10 protein-coding genes and 1 pseudogene are annotated in these 12,763 nt (G+C 65.4%); 7 read left to right on the forward strand and 4 right to left on the reverse strand.

What is annotated here, in order from left to right:
• Positions 1-53: 53 nt before the first annotated feature.
• Positions 54-974, reverse strand: a complete 921-nt coding sequence (locus tag D3F03_RS12180) for a LysR family transcriptional regulator (RefSeq protein WP_119109702.1) — start codon at positions 972-974, stop codon at positions 54-56.
• A 135-nt stretch (positions 975-1,109) separates the two neighbouring features.
• On the opposite strand from D3F03_RS12180, the gene D3F03_RS12185 reads away from it, so the two are divergent.
• Complete coding sequence (locus D3F03_RS12185) at positions 1,110-2,726, forward strand: NADH-quinone oxidoreductase subunit L (RefSeq protein WP_119109703.1); 1,617 nt, start codon at positions 1,110-1,112, stop codon at positions 2,724-2,726.
• Positions 2,723-5,206 (forward strand): annotated as a pseudogene (locus D3F03_RS17415) (YbcC family protein); the annotation flags it as partial. The gene D3F03_RS12185 and the pseudogene D3F03_RS17415, both read left to right, overlap by 4 nt.
• A gap of 34 nt (positions 5,207-5,240) precedes the next feature.
• On the opposite strand, the gene D3F03_RS12195 reads toward D3F03_RS17415, so the two are convergent.
• Complete coding sequence (locus D3F03_RS12195) at positions 5,241-6,224, reverse strand: LysR family transcriptional regulator (protein ID WP_119109705.1); 984 nt, start codon at positions 6,222-6,224, stop codon at positions 5,241-5,243.
• Between the two features lie 88 nt (positions 6,225-6,312).
• Between D3F03_RS12195 and D3F03_RS12200 the strand changes: the two genes are divergently transcribed.
• Complete coding sequence (locus tag D3F03_RS12200) at positions 6,313-7,446, forward strand: YeiH family protein (RefSeq protein ID WP_119109887.1); 1,134 nt, start codon at positions 6,313-6,315, stop codon at positions 7,444-7,446.
• Here D3F03_RS12200 and D3F03_RS12205 read toward each other — a convergent pair.
• Both D3F03_RS12205 and D3F03_RS12210 read right to left on the reverse strand, forming a co-directional pair.
• On the reverse strand, positions 7,415-7,720 hold the full coding sequence (locus D3F03_RS12205) for a YkgJ family cysteine cluster protein (protein WP_119109706.1): 306 nt from the start codon (positions 7,718-7,720) through the stop codon (positions 7,415-7,417). The genes D3F03_RS12200 and D3F03_RS12205 overlap by 32 nt on opposite strands.
• Positions 7,721-7,778: 58 nt before the next feature.
• Positions 7,779-8,369, reverse strand: coding sequence for an NADPH-dependent FMN reductase (locus D3F03_RS12210; protein WP_119109707.1), 591 nt, complete (start codon positions 8,367-8,369; stop codon positions 7,779-7,781).
• A 247-nt stretch (positions 8,370-8,616) separates the two neighbouring features.
• Here D3F03_RS12210 and mnmG point away from each other — a divergent pair, with 247 nt between their 5' ends.
• The 4 genes from mnmG to D3F03_RS12230 all read left to right on the forward strand — a co-directional run bounded on the left by mnmG (position 8,617) and on the right by D3F03_RS12230 (position 12,757).
• Positions 8,617-10,593 (forward strand): tRNA uridine-5-carboxymethylaminomethyl(34) synthesis enzyme MnmG, encoded by a 1,977-nt coding sequence (gene mnmG / locus D3F03_RS12215; RefSeq protein ID WP_119109708.1) that lies wholly within the window; start codon positions 8,617-8,619, stop codon positions 10,591-10,593.
• The gene (gene rsmG / locus D3F03_RS12220) at positions 10,590-11,276 is read left to right on the forward strand and encodes a 16S rRNA (guanine(527)-N(7))-methyltransferase RsmG (protein ID WP_119109709.1); all 687 of its coding nucleotides are present in this window, start codon (positions 10,590-10,592) and stop codon (positions 11,274-11,276) included. The genes mnmG and rsmG overlap by 4 nt, the downstream gene beginning before the upstream one ends.
• A gap of 87 nt (positions 11,277-11,363) precedes the next feature.
• Positions 11,364-12,167 (forward strand): ParA family protein, encoded by an 804-nt coding sequence (locus D3F03_RS12225; RefSeq protein ID WP_119109710.1) that lies wholly within the window; start codon positions 11,364-11,366, stop codon positions 12,165-12,167.
• Positions 12,168-12,217: 50 nt separating this feature from the next.
• On the forward strand, positions 12,218-12,757 hold the full coding sequence (locus D3F03_RS12230) for an RBBP9/YdeN family alpha/beta hydrolase (protein WP_119109711.1): 540 nt from the start codon (positions 12,218-12,220) through the stop codon (positions 12,755-12,757).
• The last annotated feature ends 6 nt before the right edge of the window (positions 12,758-12,763 follow it).

Below are 12,763 nucleotides of genomic sequence, written 5' to 3' on the forward strand. Positions count from 1 at the left end.
GGATGTGACACCCGCATGCTATGCGGCGCGCGAATTCTTTGCTGGCGCTGCCCTCAATGTGCTGGCACCGATGTGGGCAGTACCCCCAACACCGTAGCTTGCGGTTGTTTGCGCAGCGCTTTCAGGAGCGGAGGTTCGAACTGGCGCTGCACCGTAATGGCATAGAAGTTTTCGTGCAGATCGGGCAGTACAGCGTATTCGACCAAACTGCCGCTGCGCAGCTCGTCCTGCACCACCACGCTGGGCAGCAGCGCCACGCTGTCGGAGTCGCGCGCCAGCAGCCGCATCAAGGCCATGTCGTCGACCTCGGCGCGCAGTTTGTAGCGGATGCCGCGCTGCTCGCACAGCAGGTCAAAGGCAGCGCGGATGTCGTTGTCGCGGCCGGGCAGGAGCATGGGCGCTTCGACCAGGTCTTGCGGGAACCGAAAGGGTTTGTCGACCGGCCGTGCGCGGCCCACCAGGCTGACGGGCTGGCGCGCCACGCGTTGGCAGCGCCAGGGGTTGTCGCTGCTGGCGTGCACGCGCTGGTTCGACAGGATGAGGTCCAGCGTATGCACCCGTAGGCGCCCGAGCAGTTCCAGAAGGTTGCCCGATTGCAGCACCAGCTCCACGTCGTCGCGTGCCAGCAGCGGTCGCAAAAAGTTCTCTTGAAAGTTGCGCGACAGGGTGGCCGCGGCGCCGATGCGCAGCACTTGGCGCTCTTCCCGGTGGCCTTCGCGCATCACCGCCATCAGCTCGTTGCCTGCCGCAAAGATGGAGTCGGCATAGCCCAGCGCCATTTGGCCGGCTTCGGTCAGTTGCAGGCCGCGCCCAACGCGGGCAAACAAGGTTTGGCCGAGCTGGTCTTCGAGTTGGCGAATTTGCGCCGACAAGGCCGATTGCGACACATGCAGGCGCGTCGCAGCGCGCGTGAGATTGCCCTCGCGCGCCACGGCCCAGAAGTAGTGCAGATGGTGAAAGTTCAGGCGGGACATGGCGGCTGCTGCAGGGCTGGCGGTGGTAAATAGTTCTTTTTAATAGAACGAAACATATCAAAAAATGAATTTTACAGAATGAAAGCAAGCCGGCAAAGTCCATGCATCCCCCTTGACCTTTGACTGGAGAACGCCATGGAGTCCGCCGTATTGCCATCTCATGCCTTGCCCTTGTGGCAGGCCGCACTTGTTCTGGCGCCCGCGCTGGTGTTGGGTTTGGCGGCCGCGCTGGTGGGCCGCCGCACCGCCATTGCCTGGCGCATGGCGGGGGCCAGCGCTGTCGCCGCGGTGGTTTTGGCGTCGGGCGCCTTGGTGATGGTGGCTTTGGGACACCAGGGTGCAGGTTATGGCCAGCGCGCGGACCCGCCGGGCGCGGTGGTGCTGCTGTTGGTGGCCTTTGTGGGCTGGGTCATCGTGCGCTATTCGCGGCGTTACTTGCAAGGCGAGCCACGGGAGTTGCAGTACCTGCGCTGGTTGCTTGCCACGCTGGCCACCGTCTGCGTGGTCATTGCCACCAACCATGTGCTGGTGCTGGCACTGGCGTGGATGGCCACCAGTCTGACGCTGCACCATTTGCTGGTGTTCTTCCATGAGCGGCCGGCAGCGTTGGTGGCCGCGCACAAGAAGTTCATCGTCGCCCGGCTGGCCGATGTGTGCATGGCGGGCGTGGTGGTGCTGCTGTATGCGGCCTTTGGCACGCTGCACATCGACGAGTTGCTGAAGCTGGCCGCAATGCAGCCCCAGTGGCCGTTGGCGGCGCATGCGGCAATGCTGCTGCTGGCTCTGGCCGCAGTTATGAAATGTGCGCAACTGCCCTTTCACGGTTGGCTCATTCAAGTGATGGAAGCGCCCACGCCGGTCTCGGCACTGCTGCACGCGGGCATCGTCAACCTGGGCGGCTTCGTGCTGATTCGCTTCGCGCCGCTGGTGGAGCAGGTTCCGCTGGCGCAGGCGCTGCTGGTGTTGGTGGGCGCGACCACGGCAGTGCTCGCCGCGCTGGTGATGACAACGCGTATCAGTGTCAAGGTGATGCTGGCATGGTCCACCTGCGCTCAAATGGGCTTCATGTTGATGCAGTGCGGCCTGGGCGCCTGGGACGTGGCGCTGGTGCATTTGCTTGCGCATTCGCTCTACAAGGCCCACGCCTTCCTCTCGGCCAACGGGGTGGTGCAGCGGACCATGGTGACCAAGATGGCGCCTGCCCAGCGGGAGACCTGGGGAAGCAATCTGTTGGGCATGGCCTTGGGTGCCGCCATGGTGCTGCTGGCAGGGGCGATCGTGACCGCATGGGTTCCGGGCGCGCTGGCCTCGCCTGCGCTTTGGGTGCTGGCGGGCATCGTGGCGCTGGCGCTGGCGCCACTCGTCAATGGCAGCGCGCTCGCGCTCAAAGGCTGGCGGATGCCCTTATTGGCGCTCGCGGCGTTCGCCGTGGCGCTGGGCTATTTCAGCTTGCACCTGCTGTCTGGCGCCTGGTTGCGCTTGCCGGTGCAGATGCCGCTGGTGGGGCTGTGCGTCTTTGGCGCCTTGGCCTTTGCTGCGCTCTTCTGGCTGCAGTCGCTGATTCGGATTGCGCCGCACTCGCCATTGGCACAGCGCCTTTACCCGTGGCTGTACGGCGGCTTTTTTCTTGACGAGACGTTCAATGCCATGACCTTTCGTGTGTGGCCACCGGCGAAAAGGCCGATGCGCCCCAACGCGCAAGGCTTGCCTGTTGCGAACGCTCTTTCCACCATTTCCGGAGTGCAGACATGACCGCCGCTAAGCTTTCTAACCCCGTGTCCTACGCACTGGAACAGCACATCGCAGCGGCATGCGCAAGGGTGGCGCCCACCTGGCCCCTGGACCGGTTTATCGCCGTCAATCCCTACTGGGGCTGGGTAGGGCAGCCGATTGAAGTGGCAGCGGGCACCCTCGGCACACTGGCGGGAACGCGACTGACGATGTCCCGGAGCTGGTTTCAAGCCGAGTGGGCCGCGGGCCGGCTGACGCATCGGCATCTGAAGCATGCAGCGGATTGCGCTGTGTCTGCGCTGGGCAGCGAAAGCGCGGACGACGGGGAAGCAGACGTCAAGCGAAGCGTCCAAGTAGCGGCGCTTGTGAACGACTTGGTGCAAGCCTTGGAGCGGGCCGAGCCGAATCCGAAAAATCTGGCCCGCTTGCCGTTGATCAGCGATCTGCGCGACGCAGCCGGCGCGCCGAGGCCTGGCCTTTCGTGGAATGCGCTGATCACCCATCAGGTCAGCCAGCACTGCGCGGCTTACTTTGACGACCAGGGTTCTGCCTGGGGCTTGGACCGGAGCCAGGGGCTGTACGGCAGCTGGCGCGAGCAACTGGCGCACGACCATGGTTTGCCTTGGCGTCAAGGACGCAGCGCTCTGCACGCGCGCCTTGCACAGCTGCCCAGCGAGCCGCGCGCCAGCATCGCCAATTCGCTGGAAGGGCTGGGCATTGCGCCGCAGGGCCAGCAGGCTTATCTCACCGCGGTGCTGCTGTCTCTTGGCGGCTGGGCGGCATGGTGCGCTTACCAGCGTTGGCAAGCCCGCCTGGCCGGAGGCGACGACGAGCAAATTGAGCATTTGTTGGCGATCCGTCTTGCATGGGAATGGCTGCTGCACAGCGATGCAGAGCATGAGGCACGCCCAGCCTATTGGACGGCTGCATGGGCGCAGGCCGATGCTGCTGCCGAGGCGCTGGCGGCCGCCCAGCGCATCGACTGGCTGCTGCAGCACGCGCTTGAAATTGCCCAGCAGCAGGAAACCATCGCCGGCTTGACTCGGCCAACGCTTGCGAGCGCATTTGACGGCGCCAAAACGCCAAAATTTCAGGCCGTGTTCTGCATCGACGTGCGCTCGGAAGTGTTTCGGCGAGCGCTGGAGGCGGCCGAGCCCGGCGCCCAGACGCTGGGGTTCGCCGGGTTCTTCGGCCTGCCGATGGCGTACCAGCCACTGGGCAGCGCGCTTACACGGCCCCAGCTTCCCGGGTTGCTTTCGCCCACGCTGCAAGTGACGGAGTCGGTCAAAGCCAGCGGCTTGGCGGCAGCGAGTGGCACGGCGCAAGGTCCCCACTTGGCCCAAGTGCTGGCAGCCAAGCGCAAAGAGGCGCTGCACTGGAGCGATCGCTGGGCCGCATTCCGCGCAGCACCGTCGTCGGCTTTTAGCTTTGTCGAGAGTTTGGGTTTGCTGTATGGCGGCAAGCTGCTGAGCAGCAGTTTGGCGTCCGACGCGCCGGCAGCGCGTTGGGAAGACACCGGCTTGCCCGGCGGTGCTGCGAAACACTTGCGGCCGAGCCTGGCGGAGGGGGATGACGGAATTCAGGCTGCGGCAGCGCTCGCGCAGGGCATTCTGACCGCCATGGGCTTGGTGAAAAACTTTGCGCCGCTGGTGCTTATCGCCGGCCACGGCAGTCAAAGCGCCAACAATGCCCATGCTTCAAGCCTGGATTGCGGGGCCTGCGGAGGGCAAAGCGGCGAAGTGAACGCCCGGGTGCTGGCCGACTTGCTCAACCGACCCGCGCTGCGCGCGGAGCTTGCGGTGCGCGGTATTGCGATACCGGCAGACACCCACTTTGTGCCTGGAGTCCACAACACGACGACCGACGACCTGGTGCTGTTCGACACGCAGGACGTCCCGGCGCCGTTGGCGGGCTCGCTCGTGGCGCTGAAGTCGGCGTTGGACCAAGCTGGCGTGAGCGCTCGGGGCGAGCGTGCAGAGAGTCTGGGTCTGGGCAAGCTGGTCACAAGACCAGCAGCGCTGCACCAGGCGGTACGTGAGCGCGCCAACGACTGGTCTCAGGTGCGCCCGGAATGGGGCCTGGCCAACAACGCCTCATTTATCGTGGCACCGCGCGCGCGCAGCCGGAACATGAATCTGGCCGGTAGGAGCTTTTTGCACGACTACGACCATGCGCTGGATCCCGAGAACAAGGTGCTCACGCTCATCATGACTGCGCCCATGGTGGTCACTAACTGGATCAACCTCCAGTACCACGCCTCGACCGTGGACAACACGCGCTACGGGTGCGGCAACAAGCTTCTGCACAACGTGGTGGGTGGCCACATTGGCGTGTTTGAGGGCAACGGCGGAGACTTGCGCATTGGACTGCCGCTGCAGTCGTTGCACGACGGTCAGCAGCTGCGCCACACACCGCTGCGGCTGAGCGTGTACATCGAAGCGCCGCGCGCAGCCATCGAGTCGGTGCTGTCCGAGCATGCCACCGTACGCGAATTGGTGGAGAATGGGTGGCTGCATCTCTTCTGCATCGATGCCTTCACGGGGAGGGTCGCACAGCGCTGGCGCGGGTGCTGGAGGGAGTCGGAGGCGCCGGTGGCTGAGCCGCATGCTCGTCCTCCAATCCCAGCAGCGTCAGAAATTGCGCCAATGCTGGCGTGAACGGCTTCCCCCGCCTCAGCACGCAAAAGCACTGGCGCTGAATAGGAGGTAGCGGGGTCATCAGCTCCACCAGCCGCCCCTCGCGCAGAGCGTCGTGCACCACCCAGCGCGAGAGGCAGGCAATGCCCAGGCCTGCGGCGGCGGCTTGCCGGATGGCTTCCGAGCTGCCCAGTTCGATCACGCGGCGGTAGGCGTGCAGTTGGGGCAGGATGGCGAGGTCGCCGGTTTCGCGCGTGCCCGAGCCGCTCTCGCGCAGCAGCCAGACGGCTGCGCGCAATTGCTCCAGGCTGGTGGGGTCGCGCGGGTCCAGCCCTTGGGCACCGCTGGGCGCGGCGACGAGCACCAGTTCGTCGTGCAGCCAGGGGCGCGCGTCAAGCTGGGGGTGGTGGCAATGGCCTTCGACGAGGCCAACATCCAGGGAAAAGGCCGCGACTTGCGCGCAGATGTCTTCGGTATTGCCAATGGCCACGCTGGATTCCCAGTGCGGCGCCGCGGCCGGGCTGCTGCCGAAGAATCGGGCCAGCAGGCCGGGCAGCACATGGTTGCCCAAGGTGGTGCTGGCGCCGATGCGCAGCGACTGCAACTGCTGGTCCGCATCGCGTGCCATGCGCTCGATTTCGGACGCGTTTTCGAGCATGCGCAGCGCGCGTGGCAGCAGCGCGCGGCCGTTGTCGTTGAGCAGCAGGCGCCGGCCGGTGCGGTCAAAGAGCTGCAGGGAAAGCAGGCGCTCCAGCTCATTCACCGCCGCGCTGGTGGCCGACTGCGAGAGCGCTGCCGCGTGGCTGGCGGCGGTGGTGCTGCCGGTCTGCGCGACGGCGACAAAGATCTGCAACTGGCGCAGCGTCAGGCGAAGGACATCCATGGGGTGCGGCGTTCTATCGGTATAACAGCTAGATCATATGTAAATAACCCGTTGGACAGGAAGTATGCCGCTACGCACACTGCGCGGCATGGCTTCTTCTACCGATCTGACCGTGCGTGCGGACGCTCCGTCTGCCGCTCTCCAGGGGGCTTTGCGGCTTCCTCACGTACCGGACTGGCGCCGGCTGCTGCCTGGGCTGGCGCTGAGCGCTGCGCTGGCCGGCGCCGGCATGGCGCTGGGCCGCATCGAGTGGCTGGCGGCACACGGCCTGAGCGCGCTGACGCTGGCCATCGTGCTGGGCATGCTGGTGGGCAACACGGTGTACCCCCGCCTTGCCGCAACCAGCGGCCCGGGCGTGACTGTGTCCAAACAGAACCTGCTGCGCCTGGGCATCATTCTGTATGGCCTGCGGCTGACGGTGCAGGACATCGGCCATGTGGGGCTTGCCGGGGTGGTGGTGGATGCGCTGGTGTTGGGCTCGACCTTTCTGCTGGCCTGCTGGGTGGGCACGCGCTGGCTGGGCCTGGACCGCCATAGCGCCATGATGATTGGCGCCGGCAGTGCGATCTGCGGTGCGGCGGCGGTGATGGCGGCCGAGCCGGTCGTCAAGGCGCGCGCCGAGCAGGTGACGGTGGCGGTGGCGACCGTGGTGGTGTTTGGTACGCTCTCCATCTTTCTGTACCCGGTGCTGTTCGATTTGAACCAGCATTGGGGCGTGATCGGTGGCGGTGCCCGGGGCTTTGGCCTGTATGCCGGCTCGACCATTCACGAAGTGGCGCAGGTGGTGGCGGCGGCGCGCTCCATCAGCCCCGAGGCGGCCGATACAGCGGTTATCGCCAAGATGGTGCGGGTGATGATGCTGGCGCCCTTCCTGCTGCTGCTCTCGGGCTGGCTGGCGCGTGATGCGGCGCGCCCTGCGGGGCCACGCGCACCGGGCAAGGGTGCCAAGGCCAAGATCACCGTGCCCTGGTTTGCCTTTGGCTTTGTGGCCGTGGTGCTGCTGAACTCCCTGCAATGGCTGCCGGCAAGCGCCACGGCGGCGGCTACGGGCATCGACACCGGTTTGCTCGCCATGGCGATGGCGGCGCTCGGCCTTTCAACGCACTTCAGCGCGATCCGCAAGGCGGGCGCCAAGCCGCTGTTGTTGGCGCTGATCCTGTTTGCCTGGTTGCTGGCGGGCGGGGCACTGATCAACCACTGGGTGCCGCTGCTGCTGGGTTGAGGAATGGGGCCGTCAGGGCTTCGAGCCGGGTGAGAAACACCATCGCCTGGCTGCGGTCGCTGCCGCACATGGCCGGCTCTGGCCGCAGGCTGGCGCAGACGGCGGGGCGGTCGGGGCGGCCAAAGAGACGGCAGCGCAGATCGGCGTCCAGTTGCACGCAAGGCACGCCCGCTGGCTTTCCCAGCGGCATGCCGGGGATGGCGCTGGAGATGGACGGCGCCGTGCAGCACGCTCCGCAGCCAGGCCGGCAGCTTGCATCTGCTATCGCAGGCATAGCTGGCAGCGCTTGCCTGTTATGCGCCAGAGGCGCTTTTTTGCAATATTTTTCTGCTTCACACCGCGGGCTCGCCGTGCAGGCGCTTGGCCGCCCACAGCACCTGCTCGACCACGCCCCGCACGCCGCTTTGGTGCGCCGCATCGGTGAGCGTGCCTTGGTCGTCAAAGGCGCTGGCGGCGCCGGCAAGGGCGTAGGCACGCGGGGCCAGCCAGCATTCGAGATTGAGCAACAGCGGTGCCAGGTGGCTTTGTGAGCGCAGCCCACCCAAGCGGCCATTGGACGCACTGAGGATGCCGACCACCTTGCCGCGAAAGGGTTTCACGCCATCGGTCCATTCGGGGTCGCCGACCACCGGGCTGGAAGCCCAGTCGATGGTGTTCTTCAGCAGGGCGGTGTAGCTGCCGTTGTACTCGGGCGAGCAGATGATCCACGCCGGGTGCTCCCACAGCAGGCGCTTGAGCCGCAGCACATCGGCAGGTGTGCCGCGCGCTTCGAGGTCGGCGTTGTACATGGGGATGTCGAGCTCGGCCAGTTCCAGCAGTGTCACCTCACTGCCTGCGGCCTTGGCCATGGCGGCCGCTTCGCGGGCCAGACGGCGATTGAACGATTGTTGGCGGGTGCTGCCCGCGAAGACGAGAGTTTTCATGGCCGCGATTGGAGCATAGGCACAGCGGCAAGGTGCGACGGTTCTTGAATGCACCGTGGTTTGGAACGGATTCCCGTGCCGGCGCGTTGGGTGTTTCACGTGGAACAGCGTCGCCGGGATGGGTCTGATCACCTGCTGCGCACGTCCGACGCGGCAAAGTGGGAAAATTGCGGGTTAGCCCGTACCGGCATCCGCACCGCACGTGCTGTTTTTTGACCCAGGGGCACCAGAGCCCCGGAGCGTTTCCATGTTGTACCCCCAGGAATTTGATGTCATTGTGGTCGGCGGCGGCCACGCCGGAACCGAGGCCGCGCTTGCCGCCGCGCGCATGGGCGCGCGCACGCTGCTGCTCACACACAACATCGAGACGCTGGGGCAGATGAGCTGCAACCCCTCCATCGGCGGCATCGGCAAGGGCCACCTGGTGAAAGAGGTGGATGCGCTGGGCGGCGCCATGGCGCTGGCCACGGACGAGTCCGGCATTCAGTTTCGCATTCTCAACTCCAGCAAAGGCCCTGCCGTGCGCGCCACCCGCGCACAGGCCGACCGTGTGCTCTACAAGGCGGCGATTCGCCGCATGATCGAGAACCAGCCCAATCTCTGGCTGTTCCAGCAGGCGGTGGACGATTTGATGGTGGAGGGCGACCGCGTAGTGGGCGCCGTGACGCAAGTGGGGGTGAAGTTCCGCGGCCGCACGGTGGTGCTGACGGCAGGCACTTTTCTGGATGGCAAGATCCATGTGGGCCTGAACAGCTATGCCGCCGGGCGCGCGGGCGACCCGCCGGCCACCAGCCTCTCAAGCCGGCTCAAGGAGCTGCAACTGCCGCAGGCGCGTTTGAAGACCGGTACGCCACCGCGCATTGACGGGCGCAGCATCGACTTTTCCCGCTGCGAGGAGCAGCCGGGCGACGGCATGCCGGGTGGTGTGAACGAGGGCGCCGTGCCGGTGTTCAGTTTCATGGCCCATGCCCATGGGGGCGCTGCCATGCACCCGCGCCAGATGCCGTGCTGGATCACGCACACCAACCTGCGCACGCACGAGATCATCCGCTCGGGGTTCGACCGCAGCCCCATGTTCACCGGCAAGATCGAGGGCGTTGGCCCGCGCTATTGCCCCAGTGTGGAAGACAAGATCAACCGTTTTGCGAGCAAGGACAGCCACCAGATTTTTCTCGAACCCGAAGGTTTGAGCACGCACGAGTTCTACCCCAACGGCATTTCGACTTCGCTGCCTTTTGACATTCAACTGGCCTTGGTGCGCAGCATGGAGGGCCTGGAAAACGCGCACATCCTGCGGCCCGGCTATGCGATCGAATACGACTACTTCGACCCGCGCTCTCTCAAGAGCAGCTTCGAGACGCGGCAGATTGCCGGCCTGTACTTTGCCGGCCAGATCAACGGCACGACCGGCTACGAAGAGGCCGCCGCGCAAGGGCTGTTCGCTGGGATCAACGCCGCCCTGGCGTGCCGGGGTGAAGCGCCCTGGCTGCCTGGGCGCGATGTGGCTTACCTGGGTGTGCTGGTGGACGACCTTATCACGCAAGGCGTGACCGAGCCCTACCGCATGTTCACCAGCCGCGCCGAGTTCCGCCTGCAACTGCGCGAAGACAACGCCGACATGCGGCTCACCGAAGTGGGGCGCCAGATGGGTTTGGTGGACGACGCACGCTGGGAGTCCTTCAGCCGCAAACGCGAAGCGGTGGTGCGCGAAACCCAGCGCCTAAAGGACACCTGGGTCAATCCGCGCAACCTGGCTGCCGGCGAATCGGAGCGGGTGCTGGGCAAGGCCATCGAGCATGAGTACAACTTGTTTGAGCTGCTGCGCCGGCCGGGGGTGTCGCACCAGGAGTTGACCAGTATGGATGGTGGGCGCTTCGCCAGTGCCGATGTTTCACTTGAAACCTTGGGCGATCTGTTTGACCCCGTGCGCGAGCAGGTGGAGATTGCGGCCAAGTATTCGGGCTACATCGATCGGCAAAAGGGCGATGTGGAGCGCGCTTCCCATTTCGAGCAGCTGCGCCTGCCGGATGCCATCGACTACCTACAGGTGACGGCGCTGAGCATCGAGGCGCGGCAGAAATTGGCTGCGCACCGCCCCGAAACCTTGGGCCAAGCCTCGCGCATTCCCGGCATTACACCGGCCAGCATTTCGCTGCTGCTGGTGCATTTGAAAAAGGGCGGCCTCAAGGAGTACATCGCTGTGGATGCCGGAGCCTCTGCGTGACCGGCGCGTTGCGCCAAAACCTGGAGGCGGGTGTGCGGGCGCTCGGCCTGTCGTTGACCGAGACGCAAGTGGACCAATTGTTGGCGTTTCAGGCGCTGCTGCAAAAGTGGAACCGGGTCTACAACCTGACGGCGGTGCGCGAGCCTGGCGAAATGTTGACGCACCACTTGCTCGACAGTCTGGCGGCTGTGCCGGCGCTCCAGCGCGAGCTTGCGGGGCAGAGCAGAGAAGCGCCACGTCTTCTGGATGTGGGTTCGGGCGGCGGCTTGCCAGGCGTGGTGTTCGCCATCTGTTTGCCGCAGCTTGCGGTCTACTGCGTGGACACCGTGGCCAAGAAGGCCGCGTTCATTCAGCAGGCGGCGGCTGCCTTGCGGCTGCCGGGCCTGCACGGCATTCATGCTCGGGTCGAATCGCTCGTCGGGCCGTTTGATGTGGTCAGCAGCCGGGCCTTTGCCTCGCTCAAGGATTTCACGCAGTGGTCGCATGCGGCGCTCGCGCCCCAGGGCGTCTGGCTGGCCATGAAAGGCAAGCTCCCGCAAGATGAACTGGCGGCGCTGCCTGCTGGCGTGGAGGTGTTTCACGTGGAACCTCTTATCGTTCCGGGGCTGGACGCCGAGCGCTGCATTGTCTGGATGCGTCCGCACAGCCATCCGAATGGGGCCGCAGCAGCGGCGCTCGCGTAAACTCAACCTCTTTGCCTGCTGCGGAGATGCCATGTCGGCTGTTGTGAATTTTCAAGTCATCTCTGCGTTACCCGCAGGAGTTCGCTGATGGCCCGCATTTTCTGCATCGCCAACCAGAAGGGCGGGGTTGGCAAAACCACCACCTCGGTCAACCTGGCCGCAGGCCTGGCGCGCATCGGCCAGCGCGTGCTGCTGGTGGACCTGGACCCGCAGGGCAATGCCACCATGGGTTCGGGTGTGGACAAGCGCAAGCTGGCGCTCACGGTGTACGACGTGCTGCTGGAATCGGCCTCGGTGGGCGAGGCAGCGGTACTGGCGGAGAAATGCGGCTACCAGGTGTTGGGCGCCAACCGTGAGCTGGCGGGCGCTGAAGTCGAGCTGGTGGACGTTGAGCGGCGCGAAAAACGCCTCAAGACAGCGTTGGCTGAAATTGATGCCGACTACGATTTCGTGCTCATCGATTGCCCGCCCTCGCTCTCCATGCTCACCCTCAACGGCCTGTGCAGCGCGCATGGCGTCATCGTGCCCATGCAATGCGAATACTTCGCACTCGAAGGCCTGACCGATCTGGTCAACACCATCAAGCAGGTGCACGCCAACCTCAACCCGGACCTGCAGATCATTGGCCTGCTGCGCGTCATGTTCGACCCGCGCATCACGCTGCAAAGCCAGGTGAGCGAGCAATTGCGCGGGCACTTTGGCGACAAGGTGTTCGACACGGTAATCCCGCGCAATGTGCGCCTTGCCGAGGCGCCCAGCTACGGCTTGCCCGGCGTGGTGTTCGACCCTGCCGCCAAGGGCAGCCTGGCCTTCGTGGAGTTCGCCCGGGAGATGGTCGAGCGCGTACAGCGCCTGGCGCCGGCCACCAAGGAAAAAATAGCAGCAAAATAGGCCTCTAGTGCTTTATCCATAAGCGCAGGCAGCTATTTAAATAGAAGCTTATGTCGCCCGATCACGTTCTCATTCTTCCGGGCTGGCAAGGCTCCGGCGCCGGCCATTGGCAGACCCTGTGGGAGGCGGCGCACGGCTACTGGCGGGTTGAGCAGCACGACTGGATGCACCCGCTGCGCGGCGACTGGAGCGCGCGGCTCGATGAGGTGGTGGTGGACGCCGACGGGCCGGTGGTGCTGGTCGCGCACAGCCTGGGCTGCATCCTGACCGCCTGGTGGGCTGCACATTCGCAGCACACGCACCAGGTGCGTGGCGCGCTGCTGGTCGCGCCTGGCGACGTCGAACAGCCCGATGTCGCCGCGCAACTGCCCGGCTGGGCGCCCATCGCCCGCCAGCTGCTGCCGTTTCCCGCCGTGCTCGTGGGTAGCCGCAACGACCCGTACTGCCGCTTTGAACGTGCCCAGGCATTGGCGCAGGCTTGGGGGGCGCGGTTTGTCGATCTGGGCGAGCGCGGCCACCTCAACGCGGAATCCGGCCTCGGCGCGTGGCCTGAAGGCCTGTCGCTGCTGCATGCATTGATGAAAGATTGAACACCA

Source organism: Simplicispira hankyongi (assembly GCF_003570885.1).
Lineage (GTDB): Bacteria > Pseudomonadota > Gammaproteobacteria > Burkholderiales > Burkholderiaceae_C > Simplicispira > Simplicispira hankyongi.

Bases quoted from the DNA above. Each gene is read 5' to 3' on its own strand.
- D3F03_RS12180 (WP_119109702.1), bottom strand. From the start codon at position 974: ATGTCCCGCCTGAACTTTCACCATCTGCACTACTTCTGGGCCGTGGCG.
- D3F03_RS12185 (WP_119109703.1), top strand. From the start codon at position 1,110: ATGGAGTCCGCCGTATTGCCATCTCATGCCTTGCCCTTGTGGCAGGCC.
- D3F03_RS12195 (WP_119109705.1), bottom strand. From the start codon at position 6,224: ATGGATGTCCTTCGCCTGACGCTGCGCCAGTTGCAGATCTTTGTCGCC.
- D3F03_RS12200 (WP_119109887.1), top strand. From the start codon at position 6,313: ATGGCTTCTTCTACCGATCTGACCGTGCGTGCGGACGCTCCGTCTGCC.
- D3F03_RS12205 (WP_119109706.1), bottom strand. From the start codon at position 7,720: ATGCCTGCGATAGCAGATGCAAGCTGCCGGCCTGGCTGCGGAGCGTGC.
- D3F03_RS12210 (WP_119109707.1), bottom strand. From the start codon at position 8,369: ATGAAAACTCTCGTCTTCGCGGGCAGCACCCGCCAACAATCGTTCAAT.
- mnmG (WP_119109708.1), top strand. From the start codon at position 8,617: ATGTTGTACCCCCAGGAATTTGATGTCATTGTGGTCGGCGGCGGCCAC.
- D3F03_RS12225 (WP_119109710.1), top strand. From the start codon at position 11,364: ATGGCCCGCATTTTCTGCATCGCCAACCAGAAGGGCGGGGTTGGCAAA.
- D3F03_RS12230 (WP_119109711.1), top strand. From the start codon at position 12,218: ATGTCGCCCGATCACGTTCTCATTCTTCCGGGCTGGCAAGGCTCCGGC.